The sequence below is a fragment of the Brevundimonas vitisensis genome (genome assembly GCF_016656965.1).
Lineage (GTDB): Bacteria > Pseudomonadota > Alphaproteobacteria > Caulobacterales > Caulobacteraceae > Brevundimonas > Brevundimonas vitisensis.
The window spans coordinates 2,781,318-2,801,540 of sequence record NZ_CP067977.1 but is presented as its reverse complement, the minus strand read 5'-3'; the positions used below and the strand labels follow the sequence as shown (position 1 = coordinate 2,801,540).

General features: G+C 65.8%; 23 protein-coding genes. 13 read left to right on the top strand and 10 right to left on the bottom strand.

Annotated features, from left to right (window positions below):
- Nucleotides 1–22: 22 nt before the first annotated feature.
- On the top strand, nt 23–706 hold the full coding sequence (locus JIP62_RS14095; RefSeq protein ID WP_201102776.1) for an exopolysaccharide biosynthesis protein: 684 nt from the start codon (nt 23–25) through the stop codon (nt 704–706).
- 46 nt (nt 707–752) lie between these two features.
- On the opposite strand, the gene JIP62_RS14090 is transcribed toward JIP62_RS14095, so the two are convergent.
- The 3 genes from JIP62_RS14090 to flbT form a co-directional block, all read right to left on the bottom strand.
- On the bottom strand, nt 753–1,583 hold the full coding sequence (locus JIP62_RS14090; protein WP_201102775.1) for a flagellin: 831 nt from the start codon (nt 1,581–1,583) through the stop codon (nt 753–755).
- Between the two features lie 187 nt (nt 1,584–1,770).
- Entirely contained in the window at nt 1,771–2,133 is a 363-nt protein-coding gene (gene flaF / locus JIP62_RS14085) for a flagellar biosynthesis regulator FlaF (RefSeq protein WP_201102774.1), read from the bottom strand.
- The gene (gene flbT, locus JIP62_RS14080) at nt 2,093–2,515 is read right to left on the bottom strand and encodes a flagellar biosynthesis repressor FlbT (RefSeq protein WP_201102773.1); all 423 of its coding nucleotides are present in this window, start codon (nt 2,513–2,515) and stop codon (nt 2,093–2,095) included. The genes flaF and flbT overlap by 41 nt, the downstream gene beginning before the upstream one ends.
- A 137-nt stretch (nt 2,516–2,652) precedes the next feature.
- Here flbT and JIP62_RS14075 point away from each other — a divergent pair, with 137 nt between their 5' ends.
- The 8 genes from JIP62_RS14075 to JIP62_RS14040 all read left to right on the top strand — a co-directional run bounded on the left by JIP62_RS14075 (nt 2,653) and on the right by JIP62_RS14040 (nt 9,896).
- Nucleotides 2,653–4,419, top strand: a complete 1,767-nt coding sequence (locus tag JIP62_RS14075; protein WP_201102772.1) for a tetratricopeptide repeat protein — start codon at nt 2,653–2,655, stop codon at nt 4,417–4,419.
- A gap of 60 nt (nt 4,420–4,479) precedes the next feature.
- Nucleotides 4,480–4,935: a hypothetical protein gene (locus tag JIP62_RS14070; RefSeq protein WP_201102771.1), complete on the top strand. Its 456-nt coding sequence runs from the start codon at nt 4,480–4,482 to the stop codon at nt 4,933–4,935.
- Nucleotides 4,932–5,135, top strand: coding sequence for a hypothetical protein (locus tag JIP62_RS14065; RefSeq protein ID WP_201102770.1), 204 nt, complete (start codon nt 4,932–4,934; stop codon nt 5,133–5,135). The genes JIP62_RS14070 and JIP62_RS14065 overlap by 4 nt, the downstream gene beginning before the upstream one ends.
- 81 nt (nt 5,136–5,216) lie before the next feature.
- Nucleotides 5,217–6,587 (top strand): DNA repair protein RadA, encoded by a 1,371-nt coding sequence (gene radA / locus JIP62_RS14060; RefSeq protein WP_201102769.1) that lies wholly within the window; start codon nt 5,217–5,219, stop codon nt 6,585–6,587.
- 24 nt (nt 6,588–6,611) lie between these two features.
- Nucleotides 6,612–7,205 carry a CvpA family protein gene (locus tag JIP62_RS14055; RefSeq protein WP_201102768.1) on the top strand — a complete coding sequence of 198 codons (594 nt, stop codon included), beginning with the start codon at nt 6,612–6,614 and terminating at the stop codon, nt 7,203–7,205.
- Nucleotides 7,206–7,236: 31 nt separating this feature from the next.
- Nucleotides 7,237–8,742 (top strand): amidophosphoribosyltransferase, encoded by a 1,506-nt coding sequence (gene purF / locus JIP62_RS14050; RefSeq protein WP_201102767.1) that lies wholly within the window; start codon nt 7,237–7,239, stop codon nt 8,740–8,742.
- A 5-nt stretch (nt 8,743–8,747) separates the two neighbouring features.
- The gene (locus tag JIP62_RS14045) at nt 8,748–9,092 is read left to right on the top strand and encodes a VOC family protein (protein WP_201102766.1); all 345 of its coding nucleotides are present in this window, start codon (nt 8,748–8,750) and stop codon (nt 9,090–9,092) included.
- A 48-nt stretch (nt 9,093–9,140) separates the two neighbouring features.
- Nucleotides 9,141–9,896 carry an SDR family NAD(P)-dependent oxidoreductase gene (locus JIP62_RS14040; protein ID WP_201102765.1) on the top strand — a complete coding sequence of 252 codons (756 nt, stop codon included), beginning with the start codon at nt 9,141–9,143 and terminating at the stop codon, nt 9,894–9,896.
- Between the two features lie 24 nt (nt 9,897–9,920).
- On the opposite strand, the gene der is transcribed toward JIP62_RS14040, so the two are convergent.
- The 7 genes from der to JIP62_RS14005 all read right to left on the bottom strand — a co-directional run bounded on the left by der (nt 9,921) and on the right by JIP62_RS14005 (nt 16,074).
- Nucleotides 9,921–11,543 (bottom strand): ribosome biogenesis GTPase Der, encoded by a 1,623-nt coding sequence (gene der, locus JIP62_RS14035; protein WP_201102764.1) that lies wholly within the window; start codon nt 11,541–11,543, stop codon nt 9,921–9,923.
- A 31-nt stretch (nt 11,544–11,574) separates the two neighbouring features.
- Nucleotides 11,575–12,951, bottom strand: coding sequence for a PQQ-like beta-propeller repeat protein (locus JIP62_RS14030; RefSeq protein ID WP_230974772.1), 1,377 nt, complete (start codon nt 12,949–12,951; stop codon nt 11,575–11,577).
- 53 nt (nt 12,952–13,004) lie between these two features.
- Entirely contained in the window at nt 13,005–13,760 is a 756-nt protein-coding gene (locus JIP62_RS14025) for a tetratricopeptide repeat protein (protein ID WP_201102762.1), read from the bottom strand.
- A 79-nt stretch (nt 13,761–13,839) separates the two neighbouring features.
- On the bottom strand, nt 13,840–14,676 hold the full coding sequence (gene panB, locus JIP62_RS14020; protein ID WP_201102761.1) for a 3-methyl-2-oxobutanoate hydroxymethyltransferase: 837 nt from the start codon (nt 14,674–14,676) through the stop codon (nt 13,840–13,842).
- Nucleotides 14,677–15,096 carry a hypothetical protein gene (locus JIP62_RS14015; RefSeq protein ID WP_201102760.1) on the bottom strand — a complete coding sequence of 140 codons (420 nt, stop codon included), beginning with the start codon at nt 15,094–15,096 and terminating at the stop codon, nt 14,677–14,679.
- A complete protein-coding gene (locus JIP62_RS14010) occupies nt 15,086–15,649 on the bottom strand; it encodes an RNA polymerase sigma factor (protein WP_201102759.1) in 564 nt (187 codons plus the stop codon). Before JIP62_RS14010 ends, JIP62_RS14015 begins: the two co-directional genes overlap by 11 nt.
- A gap of 26 nt (nt 15,650–15,675) precedes the next feature.
- Nucleotides 15,676–16,074: a DUF6249 domain-containing protein gene (locus JIP62_RS14005; protein ID WP_201102758.1), complete on the bottom strand. Its 399-nt coding sequence runs from the start codon at nt 16,072–16,074 to the stop codon at nt 15,676–15,678.
- Nucleotides 16,075–16,252: 178 nt separating this feature from the next.
- On the opposite strand from JIP62_RS14005, the gene JIP62_RS14000 reads away from it, so the two are divergent.
- The 4 genes from JIP62_RS14000 (at nt 16,253) to ilvC (ending at nt 20,201) form a co-directional block, all read left to right on the top strand.
- Nucleotides 16,253–17,065 carry an endonuclease/exonuclease/phosphatase family protein gene (locus JIP62_RS14000; RefSeq protein WP_201102757.1) on the top strand — a complete coding sequence of 271 codons (813 nt, stop codon included), beginning with the start codon at nt 16,253–16,255 and terminating at the stop codon, nt 17,063–17,065.
- 135 nt (nt 17,066–17,200) lie between these two features.
- Nucleotides 17,201–17,368 (top strand): hypothetical protein, encoded by a 168-nt coding sequence (locus JIP62_RS13995; RefSeq protein ID WP_201102756.1) that lies wholly within the window; start codon nt 17,201–17,203, stop codon nt 17,366–17,368.
- 84 nt (nt 17,369–17,452) lie between these two features.
- Entirely contained in the window at nt 17,453–19,186 is a 1,734-nt protein-coding gene (gene ilvD, locus JIP62_RS13990; RefSeq protein WP_201102755.1) for a dihydroxy-acid dehydratase, read from the top strand.
- 4 nt (nt 19,187–19,190) lie between these two features.
- Nucleotides 19,191–20,201: a ketol-acid reductoisomerase gene (ilvC, locus tag JIP62_RS13985; RefSeq protein WP_201102754.1), complete on the top strand. Its 1,011-nt coding sequence runs from the start codon at nt 19,191–19,193 to the stop codon at nt 20,199–20,201.
- Nucleotides 20,202–20,223 lie beyond the last annotated feature (22 nt).

Here is a 20,223-nt window from a genome sequence, read left to right as displayed (position 1 = left end):
GACCCACCCGGACGCCGCACCCATGCCCGATTACAACTATCAGGCCGATACCCGGGCCTTTTCCGAGGTGCTTCAGGACATCGGGACCAAGGACGATTCCCGGCTCTACCTGGGCGAGCTGGTCAATGCCTTTGGCGAGCGCGGTTTCGGCGCGCTGATGCTGTTCTTCGGCCTGCTCAGCGTGGCCATCGGCATCATCCCGGGGACAACGACGATTCTTGGCGTTCCCCTGCTGCTGATCAGCCTCCAGCTGGTGATCCGCCAGGATCAGCTTTGGCTGCCCCGATGGGCGCTCAGCCGCTGGATCGAGCGCGAGACCTATCGCCGGGGGGTCGCCACGGTTCTGCCTCGCGTCCGCAAGATCGAGCGACTGTCAAAGCCCCGTCTGTCCATCATGACCAGCGAAGTGTCAGAGGTGCTGATCGGACTGGTGACCTTCGTTCTGGCCTTCATTCTGGTGCTGCCCATCTGGGGCGGAAACCTGATCCCTGCGGTCATCATCTGCACCTTCGGCTTTGGCCTGATGCAGCGAGATGGATTGGCCATTCTCATCGCCTGGAGTGCTGTTGCCCTGATCGGTGTCGCTGGCCTGGTCGCCTGGTTGGCCTGGTCGTGGGTGTCGCCCTATCTGCTGCCGGTCTGGGAGTGGGCGAACAGCCTGCTGCCGCAGACGTGGGCGTGGCTGACGGGCCTGTTCGGCGGCTGAACGCGGCGACGCCGGCGAGGGGTCCCCTCGCCGGCGCCCTGAAGGATCAGCTCCGGAACAGCGACAGCACCAGCTGCGGCGTCTGATTGGCGATACCCAGAGCCTGCACGCCCAGTTGCTGCTTGGTCTGCAGCGCCTGAAGCTTGGCACTTTCCTTCGCCAGGTCCGCGTCCACCAGATTGCCCACACCCGCTTCCAGCGTGTCGATCAACTTGCCCACGAAGGTGTTGTGGGTTTGCAGCGACTTCGCTTTCGTTCCCAGTCGCGCCAGGGCGGCCGAGACATTGGTGATCGACTCCTCAACCGCGTCCAGGGCGTCATTGGCCGTGGTCAGGGTACCGATCGTGGTGGTGGCGGCGACCGTCACATTCGTCGAACCCAACGACAGCACTTCGGCGGCCACCGTCAGGGTCGAGGATCCATCCGCATTGGCCAGGGCGTTGAAACCGGGCGCACTGGTCACCAGCAGATTGACCCCGTTGAACTCGGCATTGTCAGTGACGCTGGCGATCTGGTCGCGCAGAGCCTTGAAATCCTCGTTCAACGCGTCGCGGGACGCGGTCTTCAGCGACTCATCGGTCGCTGCCAGGGCCTTCTCCTTCAACTGGAGCAAGAGGTCGGAGACCGTCTCGCCCGCGGCGATTGCCACATCGACCGCGGAGATGCCCCGGTCGAGCGACTGTTTGACCACGCCCAGCGCGCCGATGTCGGCCCGTTGCCCCTGAGCGATGGCCCAGATGGCACCGTTGTCCTTGACGTTGGCGACCTTTTTGCCGGTGTTGATGCGGCTTTGGGTCGTCGCCAGTTCAGCGTTGGTCGCATTCAGGTTCTGGAGTGCAATCTGGGCACCCAGGTTCGTATTCACCGAAAAGCTCATCGGCGGGTCCTTCCATTCTGGTCGGTTGAAGAACGGCCTTCTGGCCGTAGAACCGGTTCTGGTTCGCGCCCGCACACGCAAGAAAGGGGCCCGACGATTTCAGCGTCAGACCCCTCGTGTTTTCAATGATTTATAGCTTGGCCATAAAGGCCGGGGGCGATCTCTGCCGGGTCGCCCGGAAAAAAATTCAGGCCGTTTCCGCCGAGGCGGCCAGCCCCTGCATCACCATGCGGTTGATGTCGATCAGAGGCGCGAAATCCTCGGTCCCGCGCATCACTTCGGACGAGTGCCGGCTGACGAACAGGCTGATGGAAATGATCTGCGCCCGCAGCGGATTGGCCAGGGCATTGCCGGGGTCGGAGCAGTCCGTGGCCAGGGTCGACCACAGCCGCCGATTCCAGTCCAGGGCATCGATCCGTGTGGCGATGTCGCTCTTGTCCACGGTGGCGGCATGCATCAGCGCGCGCGTGACGTCGCCGAACAGCCGATACTCCATTTGACGCGGGGACTCAGCCCGGGTTGCCGCTGTCTTGTACGCCTGAAGCGACATGACCCACCTTCTCTTCGTAGTCGACCAGTTTGCGGGCCACCATCAGGGCCTTGTAGTATTCGCGCGCCATGACATGGCGCGAGGCGGCGACGCAGTCGCTCAGGACCTCGGGATTGCGGGTTGCGCTCATGAATTCGGTCAACCGCCGGGCGAATTCGTCATAGACCTTTGGGGCCATGGCTTCGTCCAGGTACATCATCATGACCGGGAAATAGACGCGGCGGGCCGGGGTGGTGACCTCGCTCGCCTGCATGATGTCCTTTTCGCGCAGCACGCTGGCCTTGTTCTGAAGGATCAGAACGCCGCGTCGGTCGCCGTTCTGAACGACAGCCCCGTTCAGAACGAATTTCTCGCCGGGTTTCAGCGACAGCTTCAGCGGCATCCGCGGTGGTCTCCCCTGTGCGCCCACGCGGGTCTCATCTAAGGCCCCGGACGCTGACGCAGGTTAAACGGTCGTGGTTAACCATGTCTTGTGAGTGGCCCGTCACGATCGGCGCACACGACGTTTCGAGACCCCGGATGACCGACGCCGCCCCGACCGAACTGCGCCCGCCGACCAGTCTGGGCGATGCGGCGGGTGACTCCGCCTCCCCCGCCGCCGTCAGCCGGCTGTCCCGGGCCCTGGCCGCTCCGCCCAAGGGGGCCAAGACCGCGCGCAAGGTGCTGGATCTATTGAAGGCGTCGGTCGCCGCCTTGCGCCAGCGTGACTATCAGAAGGGCAGCCGCCTTGCCCTGGAAGCGCTGAAGCTGGACGATCGCAGCGGCATGGCGTGGCACGTCCTGGCCATCTGCCGTGAAAAGGCAGGCGATGTCGGTCAGGCCATCACCGCCTATGAGGCCGCGCTGAAGCTGCTGCCGACCGAGACCGCCGTCACCCACGACCTGGGGCGCCTGGCGCAGAGGCTGGGGCATTTCGAGATCGCGGAAAAGCTGCTGCGCAAATACCTCGAAGCCGAACCTCTGCACGTCGAAGCGAACAACAACCTGGCTTGCGTCCTGCGCGATCAGGGCCGGTATGGCGATGCCATCGACACCTTGAAGGCCATCATCGCGGTCAAGCCAGCCCACGCCCTGTTGTGGAATTCGATCGGCACGGTCCTGAGCGACCAGGGCGAGATGGCGCAATCGATCATCTTTTTCGACGAGGCCCTGCGCCTGGACCCCGCCTTTGCCAAGGCTCGCTACAACCGCGCCAATGCCCGCATGGCCCTGGGGGATCCGCATTCGGCCATCGCCGACATCGAACAGGCCATGACCCAGGTCGATGAACCCTTCGAGATCGAGACCATGCGGATGGCCCTGGCCCTGACCCGCTTCATGGTCGGCGACCTGGTGCAGGGCTTCGTCGACTATCAGGCCCGGCTGTCACCTCATCTGCGCGACGCCGTCCGCTTTCTGTCCACGGCCCCGGCCTGGACCCCCGGTCAGGACCTGACCGGCCAACGTCTGCTCGTCTTCGGCGAACAGGGGCTGGGCGATGAGGTGCTGTTCGCGAACGCCCTGCCCGATTTGATCGACGCCGTAGGACCTGAAGGCCGGGTTGTGATCGCGGTCGAGCACCGGCTGGTTCCCCTGTTCCGGCGCAGCTTTCCGCGTGCCGATGTCGTTCGGCACGCTACCGTGCGACAGGAGGGTCGCCTGACCCGCGCTGCCGACCTTGCGGAGGTCGGAGAGGTGGACCTGTGGGCACCGATCGGCAGCCTGTTCGGCCACGTTCGCTCGTCGCCGGACCGTTTTCCCGACAGGCAGGCCTTTCTGACGCCCGACCCGGGTCGCATTGCCCACTGGAAGAGCGTCCTGACCGAGCTTGGCCCGCAGCCGAAGGTCGGTGTGCTGTGGAAGAGCCTGAAACTGGACGGGTCGCGCCGTCGCTATTTCTCGCCCTTCGAACTGTGGCGTCCGGTACTGGAGACGCCGGGGGTGACTTTCGTCAATCTGCAGTACGGCGACTGCTCGGCCGAACTGGAGCAGGCGCGTGCGGCCGGTCTGAACCTGTGGTCACCGCCCGGTATCGATCTGAAGAACGATCTGGAGGACGTTGCGGCCCTCTGCTGCGCCCTGGATCTGGTGGTCGGCCCGGCCAATGCCACCTCGAATCTGGCCGCGGCGTCAGGTGCGGTCTGGTGGGCGATCACCACGCCCGACGCCTGGACCCGGTTCGGTACCGACCGATACCCCTGCTACCCTGGGACCCGTGCCTTTCCGATCGAAGGATTTGGCGAATGGGGGCCTGTCATGGATCGGCTGGCCTCTGCCCTGTCAGAATGGCGCGACAACCAGGCCTGACGGATTGATCAGGAACATCGTCTCTTCGGCCTGCGTTGTGATGGGCAAGAGGAGACAACCATGGCCCAACCCGACACCGACTTCGACAGCCAGGATCAAGCCGAAGTCTACGACGAGACCCATCTGGACGACGACGGCGACGGCGACCTGCTGCTGGACGAGACCGACCAGGTCCTCGACGTCACCCAGGCCGATGGTGATGCCGACGAAGAAGATTTCGACGAGGACGAAGAGGTGTCCGACCTGGACGACCAGCTCGCACTCGACGGCATCGAGGCCGAGGCCGACGCTCTGTTGGGCGTGGACCGCTCGAAAAAGACCGAGATCGACGCCGAAAGCCGGGGCGAACAGGGATCCGACGAGGTGGAGCTGGTCTACACCGGCCTGATGCGGAACCAGCGCGGGGCCCAGGCCAGTGCCGCCGATTGGGAGGCCAAACGCCTCTCTGACGACGACATCGCTGATCTCGGTTACGGCCCCGATGCCGAAACCCCCATCGAAAGGACCGCGCCATGAATGACACCGCCAAAACCGTCCGCGAGGATTGCGACACCGACACCCCGCACGCCCGTCCCGCTGAGCGAACGACAGGCAAGCCCGACCAGCTGGCCCCCAATCTGAAAGAGGCTGAAGACCGGCAGGAGGCCTTGGTAGACGAGGGGGTGGAAGAGACCTTCCCGGCCAGCGATCCCGTCTCGGCCAAGCAGATCACCTGACCCACGACCGCTTCTGACGCATCGCCCCGGCATCACCCGCTGACCCGATCTCGAATCGTCGGCAGGTGATATGGGTGAGCCATGGCCAAGGACTCCACGATCTACGTCTGTCAGTCCTGTGGGGCGGTTCACGGCAAGTGGTCCGGTCAATGCGGGGCCTGCGGTCAATGGAACACCATCGTCGCGGAGGCCCAGTCCGCGCCTCCCGGGGCGATGAAGGCCGTCAGCACGTCCCGCACGCGCGGCGTTCAGTTCGAGTCCCTGGAATCTGATACCCCTGAGCCACCACGCATCGTGACCGGCGTGGCAGAGTTCGACCGCGTCTGCGGCGGTGGCGTCGTGCCGGGCTCAGCCATCCTGCTGTCCGGTGACCCCGGTGTCGGCAAGTCGACGCTGTTGCTCGACGTCTGCGGACGCGCCGCCATGAACGGAGCCCGCGTCGCCTATATTTCGGGGGAAGAAGCGGTCGAACAGATCCGCTCTCGCGCCAAGCGCATGGGGCTTGAAAAAGCGCCCGTCAATCTGGCCGCCGCGACAGCCCTTCGCGACATCCTGGCGACGCTGAAACGCGAGCCGTTCGACATCGTGGTGGTCGACTCCATCCAGACCCTCTGGTCCGATGTCCATGAGGCCGGCCCCGGCTCCATTACCCAGGTCAGAGCCTGCGCCGGGGAAATGGTTCGACTGGCCAAGTCGCAGGGCGTCGCGGTCATCCTGGTCGGTCACGTCACCAAGGACGGGCAGGTCGCCGGTCCGCGTGTGGTCGAGCACATGGTCGATGCTGTCCTCAGCTTCGAGGGCGAGCGCGGTTATCCGTTTCGCATCCTGCGGGCTGGCAAGAACCGGTTCGGGGCCACCGACGAGATCGGGGTCTTCGAGATGGGGGATGCGGGTCTTCGCGAAGTTTCCAATCCCTCGGCGCTGTTTCTCGGCGAGGGTAAGGACCGGGCCCCCGGTGCGGCCGTCTTTGCCGGCATCGAAGGCTCGCGCCCGGTCCTGGTGGAGATGCAGGCTCTGGTGTCAAAATCTGCATATGGCACGCCGCGCCGCGCGGTCGTCGGCTGGGACACAGGTCGCCTGAACATGGTCCTGGCGGTGTTGGAGGCGCGCTGCGGCTTCGGCTTCGGAGATCAGGATGTCTATCTGAACGTCGCCGGCGGCCTGCGGATCAACGAACCCGCTGCCGACCTGGCGGCTGCCGCCGCCCTGATCAGTTCAGCGACGGACAAACCCCTGCCCCAAGGCTGCGTCGTCTTCGGCGAGATAAGCCTGTCGGGAGAGGTCCGGGCAGTGGGACGCGCAGAAGCGCGCCTGCGCGAGGCCAGCAAACTGGGCTTCGATCGGGCCCTATGCCCACAACTGGCTGTAAAGGATCAGGGCGTCACCACCACCCCGGTCAGCCGATTGACGGAAGCGGTCGATCGAATCTCGCAAAGCCGCTACGGTAAGTAGGTCTGCTCATCCGAGGCCCCACGCGTGACGCCTTACGATCTCTTCGCCCTCGTGGTCATCTTGGGTTCCGCAGCCGCCGGATGGGTGCGCGGTGGGACGCGGGAGATCGTGACCCTGCTGAGCTTCGTGCTGGCGGCGTTCCTTGCTCTGGTCGCCCTGCCGCTAACCGCTCCGCTGGGCCGGGCCCTGGTCAATCCTGACTGGGCGGGCACGATTTCGGCGGCCCTGGTGTCCTTCCTGACCGTTTATTTCGGCATCCGCATCTTCGGGTCGGTCCTGTCGAAGCGGGCCCAGGCCCATCCCCAGCTGGGTGGTGTGGATCGTATCCTGGGTATCTTCGTCGGTGCGGCACGGGGACTGGTCCTGATCGGAGCGGTGCACTTGGTGATCGTTGCCGCCCTGCCAGGCGAGCGCACACCACGCTGGCTGGGCACTGCGGCCCTGTATCCAGTCAGTGCCGGGGCGGCGCGCCTGATCCAGATCGTCCTTCCGGGCATCGGCCGCGGTGCCGACGCCCTGGCGCCGGTCGTGGATTCGTCCGTGCGGAAAGGTTTTTCCAGCGACGATGCCTTGCCTGCGCCAAAAACTGAGCCTACGTCGCCCGACCAAGCCCCCTAGTTCCAGGTAATCGGTCATCGGAGTCCCGACGATGCGCCATCTGATCGCCGATCCCGTCGTTCATCGACCCCACTGGCGCGAGCCCGAAGACGACCAGCTGCGGCTGGAGTGCGGGGTCGTGGGTGTCTGGAGTACCGACGGGGACGAGGCCTCTTCCGTCGCCGCCCTGGGCCTGCACGCCCTGCAGCACCGCGGCCAGGAGGCGTGCGGCATTGCCAGCGTGAAGGATCAGCGCTTTCACACCGAACGTCATCAGGGCCTGGTGGGCGAAGCCTTCGGTGGTCCCGATCTGCCCGAGCGGCTGCCTGGCTCGGCCGCCATCGGACACACCCGCTATTCGACCGCTGGCGGCAGCTTTCTGCGCAATATCCAGCCGATGTTCGCCGATTTGGATCAGGGCGGCATCGCCATCGCCCACAACGGCAACCTGACCAACTTCAAATACCTGCACAGCCAGCTGGTCGGCGAAGGCGCGATCTTTCAGTCGACTTCGGACTCGGAGGTCATCCTCCATCTGATCGCTCGCAGCCGTAAGGCCAAGATCGTCGATCGCTTCATCGATGCCGTCAGCCGGATCGAGGGCGGTTATGCGCTGGTCTGCCTGACCCGCACCAAGATGATCGGTGCGCGCGACCCCCTGGGCATCCGCCCCCTGGTCCTGGGCCGTCTGGGTGATACCTGGGTCCTGGCGTCTGAGACCTGCGCCCTGGACACTATCGGCGCGACGTTCGAACGCGATGTCGAACACGGCGAGATCATTGTCATCGACCACGAGGGCCTGCGCTCGATCAAGCCCTTCCCCGCCCGCGCGGCTCGGCCGTGCCTGTTCGAATACGTCTATTTCTCGCGTCCCGACAGCATCGTGAACGGCCGCTCGGTCTATGAGGTCCGAAAGGCTATGGGCCGTGGCCTGGCGCGCGAGCACGCGGTCGAGGCGGACGTGGTCGTGCCCGTGCCCGATTCCGGTGTTCCCGCTGCCCTCGGCTATGCCCAGGAAAGCGGCATTCCCTATGAGATGGGCATCATCCGCAGCCACTATCTAGGCCGCACCTTCATCCAGCCCAGTCAGGGTGCCCGGCAAAAGGGCGTTCGGATGAAGCACAGCCCCAACAAGGCGGTGCTCCAGGGCAAGCGTGTGGTGCTGATCGACGATTCCATCGTGCGCGGAACCACCTCGGTCAAACTGGTCCGGGCCGTGCGCGCCGCCGGGGCGACTGAGGTGCACCTGCGTTCAGCCAGCCCCCAGATTCTGTTCCCGGACTTCTATGGCATCGACATGCCCGAGCGGTCGCAGCTGATGGCCGCGACCCACACCATGGAACAGATGCGCGAAACCCTGGAGGTCGACAGCCTGGGCTTTCTGTCCATCGACGGCCTGTATGGGGCGATGGGCGTGGGTGCGCGCGACAACGCCCATCCGCAGTTCACCGACCACTATTTCACCGGCGACTACCCGACCCGTCTGCTGGACCGCGAGATCGAAGAGGGGGGCCGCGACGTCACCCAGCGGCAACTTTCTCTTCTGGTCAGCGCTTAGACCTTATGACCAACCGCCTCGGATACTTCACCCTCGACACGCCGGATGTGGCCAAGGCCCGCGCCTTCTATGCCGCCCTGTTCGGCTGGACCTTCGACGAGGCATCTTCGAATCCCGGCTATGCCCACGTCGCCGCGGGTGGGGACACCGGCCCCGACTTCGGTATCCGCCAGGGCGAGGGCAAAACCTTTGCCCACCTGTATTTCAAGGTCGCCGATATCAAGGCCATGTGCGATCGCGTGGTTGAACTGGGCGGTCAGGCGGCGATCCCTTCCCAAAGCCCGTCGGGACTCAGTGCCATCGTCTGCGATGACCAGGGCGTCAGCTTCGGCCTCTGGCAACCGGCTTGACACGCTCACTGACGCTTGACGCATCGGCCGGGCACGCTACCAGACCCCATGTCCAGCACCCCTCCCCTCGCCGACCGTATCGCCCTTGTCGTGGGGGCCTCGCGCGGCATCGGTTATGAGAGCGCCGTGGCCCTGGCCAAGGCTGGCGCCCATGTCGTTGCTGCCGCCCGCACCCAGGGCGGGCTGGAGGAACTGGACGACGCCATCTTTGCCGCCACCGGCAAGCACGCCACCTTGATCCCATTCGACCTGGTCGATGGCGGAGCGATCGACCGGCTGGGCGGGGCTCTGTTCGAGCGGTTCGGCAGGCTGGACATCTGGGTACAGGCGGCAGCCACCATGGGTGCGGCGGGCCTGACGCCCGTGGCCCATGCCGACCCTCGCAGCTTCGCCAAGGTCGAAAAGATCAACTTCACCGGCGTTTATCGCCTGATCCGCTCGCTGGAACCGCTGCTGCGCGCTTCGGATGCCGCGCGTGTCATTCACCTGACCACCAGCCTGGCCCAGAGCCCGCGCGCCTTCTGGGGGGCCTATGCGGCCACCAAGGCTGGGGCTGAAAACCTGATGCGCTGCTGGGCCGACGAGATCGAATCGACCTCGATCCGCGTCGCCATCCTGGATCCGGGTCGCATGCGGACCCAACTGCGCGCCCAGGCCTTCCCGGGCGAGGACCCGATGGACCTGCCGCACCCGTCCGAGATCGGCCCGCTGATCGTCGATCTGGCCGGTCCGCACCGCGAACCGCCGCTGTCCGTCAGCTTCAAGGACTGGAAGGCAGGGCCGCCGGTGTCAGCGCTGATCTGACACCGGCCCTCGGCAGGCCAGCCCTTATTTCTTCGGTGCGTGCTTCTGGCCGGTGCGGATGCGCCCGGAGCGAGAGACCTGACGGGCACCGCCGCGGGCCCCCTTCTGGATGGCCACGGACGAACCGGCCTTCTTGGACGAGCTGGCCTTCACCCCGGTGATAATGCGGGGCTTGGCGGTGCGGGTCTTCTTCTGCTCCAGCGCCTTGCCGGGCAGATTGGACAGCATCTCGGCCTTCTCAGCCTTCTTGATCACCTTGCGGGGTGCCGTCTTGGCATCGCCCTTGTAGCGCTCGGGACCAGATTTAGACCCGCCCTCGGCATAGGGGTTTTCGGACCCCGACTTGACCGTCAGCCGGATCGGCGTGCCGGGCAGGTCGAAGCTCTCGCGCAGCGCGTTGATCAGATAGCGTTTGTACTGATCAGGCATCGCCTCGGCGCGGCTGGCCATCAGCACGAAGGTCGGGGGCCGCGCCTTGGTCTGGGCCATGTATTTCGGCTTGATCCGCTTGCCGTCCACGGCGGGGGGCGGATGCCGCTGCGTGGCCATGGCCAGCCAGGTGTTCAGATCCTTGGTCTTGACCTTGACCGACCAGGTTTCGTGCGCCTTCAGCACCGCAGGCATCAGGCGTTCGACACCCCGCCCCGAATGGGCTGACAGGGCGACGAAGGGCGATCCCCTCAGCTGGGGCAGCTTGTCCTCGGCGATGCGGCTCAATTCGGCCAGCTTGGACTGGGGTTCCTCCTCCAGGTCCCATTTGGAGGCGACATAAACCAGGGCCCGGCCCTCGCGCTCGACCAGATCGGCCAGCTGGAGGTCTTGCACGTCGAAGGCGTTATCCTTGTCCATCACCAGCACGACCACCTCGGCAAAGGTGATGGCGCGGATGGTGTCGGCGACCGAAAGCTTTTCCAGCTTCTCCTGGACGCGGGCCTTGCGGCGCATACCCGCGGTGTCGACCAAGCGGATGTTCTGGCCTTCGTATTCCCAGTCGACCGAGATGGAGTCGCGGGTGATACCGGCCTCGGGACCGGTCAGCAGACGATCCTCACCGATCAACCTGTTGATCAGCGTGGATTTTCCGGCATTCGGGCGGCCGATGATGGCGATGCGGATCGGCTTGTCCGGCTCATCGACCTCTTCGATGAAGATGTCGGCACTGGCGGCGACGACGGCGGCATACAGGTCCGCCATACCCTCGCCATGCTCGGCACTGATCGCCACGGGTTCACCGAACCCCAGCGAGTAAGCCTCGCCGATGCCGCCACCGCTTTCGCGGCTTTCCGACTTGTTGGCCAGCAAGATGACCGGCTTGTGCTGACGGCGCAGACGGTCGGCAAAGATACGATCCAGCGAGGTCACGCCCTCGCGCGCGTCCATCATGAACAGGATCAGGTCGCCGTCTTCCAGCGCAGCCTCGGTCTGTTCTCGCATGCGCGATTCCAGACTGTCGTCGTCGATGTCCTCATACCCGGCGGTATCGATCAGCGTCAGATCCATGTCGCCGATGTGGCCGTCGGCATAGCGACGGTCACGGGTCACGCCGGGGCGATCGTCGACCAGCGCGAGGCGCTTTCCGACGAGTCTGTTGAACAGGGTCGACTTGCCCACGTTGGGGCGGCCGACGATGGCGACCTTCAATGCCATGCCGGCCTTCTAGCTGAGTTTTTGCGGCCCGTCAGCGAATGCTGACGAGATCACCATTATCGGTCAGGACATACAGCATGCCGTCATACGCCGCCGGAGCGATATAGGCCGCCCCTCCCAGCCGGATCGAGGCCGTCTGCTCACCCGTCTTGGGGTTGTAGGCCACGGCTTCGCCATCGGAGTTCACCAGAATCAGCCGGTTGGAGGCCAGGATCGGGCCCGACCACTCCGGCCGCACGGTCCGGTCGAACAGACCGAAAAGTCCGCCTTCCTGACGCACCCGCCCCTCATTCAGGTTTCGCGTCCAATAGACCTGGCCGGTCTCGCGGTTGACCACGGTCAGCTCACCGTCCTTGGACACGACATAGACGACGTCGCCGACCGGCAGCGGCGCATTGACCCCGGCGATCGGCAGTTCCCATTTGGCATTACCCGAACGGACATCCATGGCCGACAGCACGCCTGAGTGGCTGACTGCATAGACGACGCCGCGGCTGATCACCGGGCGGCCGGCGATGTCGCGAATCTCGGACAGGGCGCTGGTCCGGCTCGTGCGGGACAGGACCTCCTGCCACACGGGCTGGCCGGTCGCCGCGCGGACGGCCGTTACCTCACCGGACGAAAAGGGAGCAATGACGGTGTCGCCGGTCACGGCCGGGCTGGAGGCGCGCAGGATGCGGGCCGGCTCCACGATGCCGCGGAAGGCCCAGTCCTGCTGGCCCGTATTGACGTTGAAGGCGATCAGAAGGTTGTCGACGTCGATCACATAGACCCGCGATCCGGACACCGTCGGCGCGCCATGCAGGGGCGAATCGACCCGCGACTGCCACAGGACTGCGCCGGTCGCCTGATCCAGGGCCGTCATGGTGCGATAGCCGGAGGCGACGAAGACCTTGCCGCCGCCAACAGCAACGCCGCCGCCGAATCCGCCGCGCTCGCGGCCCTCGGGCTTCACATTGACCTTCCAGGCAACGGCTCCCGTACGCGCGTCGAGCGCGCTGACGGTGGACTCGCCGTCCATGACGAAGACCCGGCCATTGTCAGCCACGACCGGAGACATGACCTGCCGGTCACGCGCCGAACCCGAGCCGACGCTGCGGCGCCACCCGACCGTGAAATCGGAGGCCGCGATGATATGCTCGTTCAGATTTTCGGCTGTGCCACCGGGTGACGACCAGGTGGTGACCGCAACCGGCCCGGGCAGGAAAAAGTCGCGACCGGCCAAGGCCGCCGAGGGGGCCAGCTGCTGGTCGAACTCCAGCACCGAGATTCGCGTGCCCTCGGTCGCCGTGGACGTCGGCTGTTGCGATCCACCGAGGCCGAACGGCAGCGCATTGCGTACAGTGCCGCAGGCCGACACCCCGGCTAACAGAGCGCAGGCCAGGCTGATCTTCAGAACACGGTTCATCGCGGGCATCCTGGAGGAAACGATCACTGGGGTGGAGGTCACGGAGGTATTGATCACTGAGCCACCGGCGGGGCGGTCGGTCCGGCAGCCTGAGGATTGGCGGCGGCGGTCGGGGCCGGGGCACTGGCCTGATTGCGGACGATGGCAGCCAGATTGCCGGCAGTGCCGTTGTCGATCATCGCAATGGCGGCGGTGGCGCGTTCACGCACGTCGTCCGGCACGTCCTGACCCAGTTGCAGCAGCACCAGAACCTCACGCGCCTCGGCCGTCTTGCCGAACTGCAGCCGCGCCAGGGCCAGCGCTTCCTGAGCGAAGGCGCGCAGCGGGCGGCCCTCTTCGGTCAGAGGGGTCAGGCGCGCTTCGATGGCAGCCAGATCCTCGCCATTGTCCATAGCCAGCCAGGCGGCTTTCAGCGCCGCGGGGTCGGCCAGCAGCGGATCGCCCCCAACCTTGGCGGCCTCGTCGAACAGGGCGATGGCCTGCGGAATGCGGTTCTCGGCCAGCGCCAGCGACGCACGGTGTTGCAGGGCCATGGCGCGATAGGCGCGATTGCCCTTCTTCTCGGCTTCGGCGAAGGCAGCCTCGGCCCCGGCGGGGTTATTGCCCTGCAAGGCCTCGATGCCGCGGTCATAGGCGGCTGACGCCTGATCGGCCTGACGGGTCTGCCAGCTGTCATAGCCCCACCACGCCAAGGCCGCGATCAGCGCCAGCAGCAGCACGCCGCCGACGACGGGCAGCCAGGTGCGGGCCAGACGCTTGTATCGATCGGAGCGAAGCTCCTCCTCGACCTGCTCGAAGACATCAACCACGGAAACGTCGCCCCAATCATCGCTTAACAGCAAACCGGCGCGACCCTAGAGGGTCGGCATCGAGCCCGCAACGCAGCGATCAGGACGAAACCGGCTTTTTGGAGAAGTAGGTCTCGACTTCGGCAGGAAAACGGCGGGCCCGCACGTCCTGGGCATAGGTCGCAACCGCGCGGTCGATGTCGCCCCGAAGGTCGGCATAGCGACGCACGAACTTCGGGGTCCAGTCGAACAGGCCCAACATGTCCGGGACCACCAGGATCTGCCCGTCGCAGGCCGCAGAGGCCCCGATGCCGATCGTCGGCTTGTCGATCGTCTCGGTAATCTCGCGGGCCAGGCTTTCGGCCACGCCCTCAACCACCACGGCAAACGCCCCCGCATCAGCCGTCGCCTCGGCCTCGGCCATGACGCGCAGACGTTCGTCATCGGTCCGTCCCTTGGCCTTGAAGGAGCCCTCGGTCAGCACGGCCTGCGGGCGCAGGCCGACATGGCCCATGACCGGAATGCCGCGCTGGACCAGATAGGCGATGGTCTCGGGCACGGTCGGGCCGCTTTCCAGCTTGACCCCCTGGGCCCCCGTCTCCTTCATCACGCGGGCACAGTTGGCGTAGGCCTGTTCCTTTCCGCCCTCATAGCTGCCGAAGGGCATGTCGACCACGACCATGGCGCGCCGCGCGCCGCGCATGACCGCCTGCCCATGCAGAATCATCATCTCCAGCGTCACCCCGACCGTGTTCGGCAATCCATGGACCACCATGCCGACACTGTCGCCGACCAGCAGCAGGTCGCAGTGCGCATCCAGGATCTCGGCCGTTGGGGCGTCATAGGCGGTCAGGCAGACGATCGGCTCCTTGCCCTTGCGCGCCAGAATGTCGGGGGCGGCGATCCGTTTGACCGGATCCTGTTTCTGGCTGGACACTCAGACCTCCTGGGACAGTTTCATCACCCCGGCCGCCGCAATCGCGATCAGCGCACCGGCCGTGATCCAGAATAGCTGCATGGCCCCCAGAGAACCAAGCGCCACACCTGACAAGCCCAGTTGGTCCAGTCCGGCCTCCGCCAAGCCCTGAGCGCGGGTTGTCAGGGATTCGATGCCCTGCCCCACGGCTTCACCCGCCACCGGACCGCTGTCGCGGGACAGGTTCAGGTTGACGCTCATGGTTTCCTGGACCGCCACGACCCCGCCGATCAGCCCGGCGAGCGCCAGGGCCATGGTTCGGACCCGGCTGCCCGATGCCAGCCTGGCGTCGATGTCGGCTGCAAACAGTTCGGCATCGGCCATGACCGGAGTGCGGGAGAACTGACGCTCGATAAAGGGGTCAAACTCGTCAGCCGACATGAGCGGACCTCCCCACAGTCCCCGTGGGCTCCGGCTGGAGCCGCGCGCGGAGTTTATCCAGACCACGTTTGACATGAGACTTCACCGTTCCGAGCGGCAGATTTAGGGCCGACGCGATCTCCGGGTGGGCCAGGCCTGCCCCGTGACACAGCGAGACGCAAAGGCGCTCGACCTCGCTCAGGGTCTTCAGCGCCTCGTCCAGGTCGACGCGGGCGACGTGGTCCACCGATGGACCGGCCTCATCGACCGCCGCGACCTCGTCGACATAACGCGCCTCCTTGGCACGCCGCTTGATATAGAGGCGCGCCGCGATCCGCTTGACCCAGGCTAGGAAGGTCCCCTCGCCGCGAAACTCGGCACAGCGCTGATAGGCCTGGATGAAGGCATCCTGGGCGACATCGTCGGCGACCGAGTTCTCGGCCCCCATCCGGCGCAGCAGGGCCCGAACGGCCGATCCGTGGCGCCGGACCAGCTCGCCGAACTCCCGCCGCCCGCCGGCCGCCGCCTGGGCGGCCAGCTCGACGTCGTGTCGGTCCTTCAGGTCTTGAGACATGACGCGTTCCCCCTGTCAGACCGCGCTCAGTCCTTGTTCTTGTTGAAGAAGCTCAGGACGATGAAAGCCAGGCCGATGGTCGCCGGGATGCAGGCAATGCCCAGCAGGCCGTTGTCCACGCCGCCGTTCCAGCCGTTGCCGCCCATGTCGCTGACCACCCCGAAGGCGGCCAGGCCGATCCCGACGGCCAGCCAGATGATGCCTTTGCGCAGATCGCGACTGCGCGAAGGCAGGTTCTTGGTCACATCCTTGCTCATGGCCTCGATCACCTCGGGCGGCAGGGCCTGGCCCTTGTCGATCGCGGCACGCACCGTCTGCTGAATCTCGCGTCGTTCGCGGCTCTTCAGATAGGTCGGCCCAACGATAATGGCCGTGATCGTGCCGAACACCGCAAAGATGGCGAACAGCGGAATGAGGTCGTCCATTTTAGTCCCCTTTGAAACCCTGGCCCGAAGCGTGCTGCTGCGACCGTCTGAGAACAAGAGGCAACCGGCAACCCGAACGGATGCTCGGCGCGGCATGAAGTTTTCGTAAGGCAGGCCGCTTGGTTCGGCACGAGGTCGGGCCTATCGTCCAGGGCTCCTGGTTATGATGGAAGAGCATATGCTGGATCGTCGCGCGCTGTTCACCGCCCTGGCTGCCCTGCCCCTGGCCGGGTGCGCTACCCTTTCGCCTGCGCAGCCGCGACGTCTGAGGGTGGTGACGTTCAATATCTGGCATGACCGCGAGAACTGGCCCGCGCGCCTGCCCCTGATCCTCGAGGCTCTGCGTCAGGCGGACGCCGATGTCATTGCCCTGCAGGAGGTGTTGCAGGACGGCGAACGCCTGCCCAACCAGGCGCAGACGATTGCCGAGGCCCTCGGCTATGGCTGGACGTTCTGTTCAACGGATGCGGCGGACCAACCCCGTCGCTATGGCAACGCCGTCTTGACGCGGCTGCCGATCCTGCAACAGCAGTGGAAGGCCCTGGAGCCCCTGGACGACTATCGCACTGCCCTGCGCGTCAGGCTCGACGTGGAGGGTCGGCCCGTCGATATCGTCGCCACCCATCTGCACCACACCCCCGAGGGTACGGCCATCCGCGAGCGCCAGGTGGCCGACCTGCTGACCTGGCTTCCGCCTGATGGAACGCCTCGGATCGTCCTGGGCGACCTCAACGCGGCAATCACCAATCCGGAGTTGGCGGGGCTGCGGCCACGAGGCGTCGTCTCGGCTTTGCCCGCCGTTCACCCCGAACGGGCGAATGAAACCACGCTCAACGTCGCGATGGGGCACCGTTCGGATCAGATTGACCACATCCTGGTGGACACTGACCGCTTCACCCTGGAATCCGCGCAAATTTTTGCCAATCAAGCGGTGCGCGGAATCTGGCCGTCGGACCACTTCGCTGTCGCAGCCACAGTCACTTTGCGCTGAAGCCACCTGAAATATCGGGCCGGTGCTTTTATGCCCCAGGCGGGGCTTTTTGGCCGACCTGCGCAATAATTTTCCATCTTCCTGTTGCGCTGCACGCTCGATTCTGGTCTTAAGGCGGCCAAGGAACGCCAGACCATGATCCACCGCACCCGCACCCATACGGCCTCTACCTCCGCACGGACCCTGGTCCTGCGCGGCCGGGCGGCTGCGGAAATCGTGGCTGCGCAAGGGTTCGGCCTCCTCCTTATCGCGATCGTACTCCTCGGCCTTCTCGGCCGGGCGGGGGTGCTGCACACGACCTGAAACCAAGACTCAGGATCGCAGCCCAAACCCCGCTCAGCCCGAGCGGGGTTTTTTCTTGCGCGCCTAATCCTTTCGAGACCGAACATGACGACCGAAGACGACAACGCCCCGAACGATCCCCGCCAGCGCAGCCGCGTCGTGACCGGCGGTGCCAGCCGAGCCGCCGCCCGCAGCTATCTGCGTGCCGCAGGCATGGACGATGCCGATTTCGAGAAGCCGATGATCGCCGTGGTCAACACCTGGTCCTCGGTCACGCCCTGCAACATGCATCTCGATCGGCTGGCCAAGGACGTCCGCGCAGGCATCATCGCGGCTGGCGGCTTTCCGATCGACTTCAACACCATCGTGGTCACCGACGGCATTTCGATGGGCACGCCGGGCATGAAGGCCTCGCTGATCAGCCGCGAGGTGGTGGCCGACTCCATCGAACTGGCGGTCCAGGGGCATCAGCTGGACGGCGTCATCTGCATCGTCGGCTGCGACAAGACTATTCCCGCCGCCGCCATGGCCCTGGCCCGCATGGATATCCCAGGTCTGGTCTACTACGGCGGCACCATCATGCCGGGCCGGATCGGCACGACCGAAATCTCCATCCAGGAGGTGTTCGAGGCCATCGGTGCCCATGGTGCCGGAACCATCGACGATGCCCAGCTGAAGATGGTCGAGAGCGCGGCCTGTCCCGGCGCAGGGGCCTGCGGCGGACAGTTCACGGCGAACACCATGGCCATGGCCCTGTCAGTGATGGGTCTGTCGCCCATGGGGGCCAATGACGTGCCTGCCGTCGACCCGGCCAAGGGAATTGAGGGGGAGCGTTGCGGTCGACTGATTGTCGAGCGCGTCTTCGCCGGCGACACGGCGCGTAAATACATCACGCGCGCCAGCCTGAAGAATGCTGCCGCCGCCGTGTCCGCCTCAGGCGGATCGACCAATGCCGTCCTGCACCTGACCGCCATCGCGATTGAGGCGGGCGTCGAGTTCGGCGTCGAAGACTGCAACACCGCCTGCGAAGAAACGCCGGTCATCTGTGACCTGAAGCCGGGCGGCCGGTTCCTGGCGTCTCACCTGTATGCGGCCGGCGGCACGCGCCTGGTGACCCAGCGGCTGGCCGAGGCAGGCAAGATCGTCAACGCCCCGACCGTCAGCGGCCGCAGCCTGTTCGCCGAGGCTGCAGAGGCTGAGGAAGCGCCGGGCCAGCAGGTCGTCACCGCGATCCAGACCCCGATCAGCCCGCGCGGGTCCTATGCCGTCATCTATGGCGACGTCGCCCCCGACGGCGCGGTCATCAAGCTGACGGGCCACAAAGTCGACCGGTTCGAGGGCCCGGCCTGCGTCTTCGACAGCGAGGAAGATGCCTTCCACGCCGTTCAGGACGGCTCGGTCGGCGAGGGCGACGTGATCGTCATCCGCTACGAGGGCCCGCGCGGCGGCCCCGGCATGCGCGAGATGCTGCAGGTCACCGCCGCCCTGAAGGGTCGCGGTATCCATGACGTGGCTCTGATCACCGACGGGCGCTTCTCGGGAGCCAGCTATGGCTTCGTGGCCGGGCACGTCTCGCCCGAGGCGGCGGCGGGCGGCCCTATCGGCCTGATCCGCGACGGCGACCGCATCGTGATCGACGTTACGGCCCGGCGCATCGACGTGAATGCCGACCTGGCTGGGCGCCGGATCGACCACACCCAGCCCCCCGCCACACCGGCCACCGGCGTCTTCGCCAAATACCGCGCCAGCGTGGCCTCGGCTGCCCAGGGCGCCGTCACCATTCCCAACCCGCCCCCGGCTCAAGTCCGGGTCGAAGCCAAAACGCACCAGGAAGCCTGAGACCATGGAAATCTACACCAACGACGACATTCGTCCCGGCGTCATCGCCGGCCAGCGCATCGCCGTCATCGGCTATGGCTCCCAGGGCCGCGCCCATGCCCAGAACCTGAAGGACTCGGGCCACGACGTGATCGTGGGCGTTCGCCACGGCGGCAAGGGCTGGAAGCACGCCACCAGCGACGGCGTTCCGACGGCAGAACCGGCCGAGGCTGTCCAGGGGGCCGACATCATCGCCATCCTGACGCCGGACATGGCCCAGGCCGAGATCTACAAGACTGTCATCGAGCCCAATGCCAAGCCAGGCGCGGCCATCCTGTTCGCCCACGGCTTCTCGATCCTGTACGGGCGGATCACGCCGCGCGAGGACATGGACGTGATCCTGGTCGCGCCCAAGGGTCCGGGCGATCTGGTCCGCCGCGAATATGCCCGCGGCCGCGGGGTGCCCGCCCTGTTCGCCATCGAGAAAGACACCACCGGCAAGGCCCGCGACCGGGCCATGGGCTATGCCAAGGGCATCGGCGGCGCGACCGGCGGCCTGCTGGAAACCTCCTTCAAGGAAGAGACCGAGACCGATCTGTTCGGAGAACAGGCGGTCCTGTGCGGCGGGGCCAAGGAGCTGGTGATGGGCGGCTTCACCACCCTGGTCGAGGCCGGCTACCAGCCCGAGATCGCCTACTTCGAATGTATGCACGAGCTGAAGCTGATCGTGGACCTGTTCTACGAAGGCGGCGTCACCAAGATGAACGAGTTCATCTCGGAAACCGCCAAATGGGGCTCGGTCGTCTCGGGCCCGCGCGTCATCAATGGCGAGACGCGCGAGCGGATGAAGGAAATCCTGTCCGAGATCCAGTCGGGCCAGTTCGCCCGCGAATGGATCGCCGAAAACGAGGCCGGCAAGCCCGCCTACGACGCCCTGGTCAAGGCCGACAGCGAGCACCCGATCGAGATCGTGGGCGCGTCCCTGCGCGAGCGCATGGCCTGGCTGCATGCCCCCAAGACGGCCGAAGCCGCCTGAACCCGACGGAACGCAGAGTAAG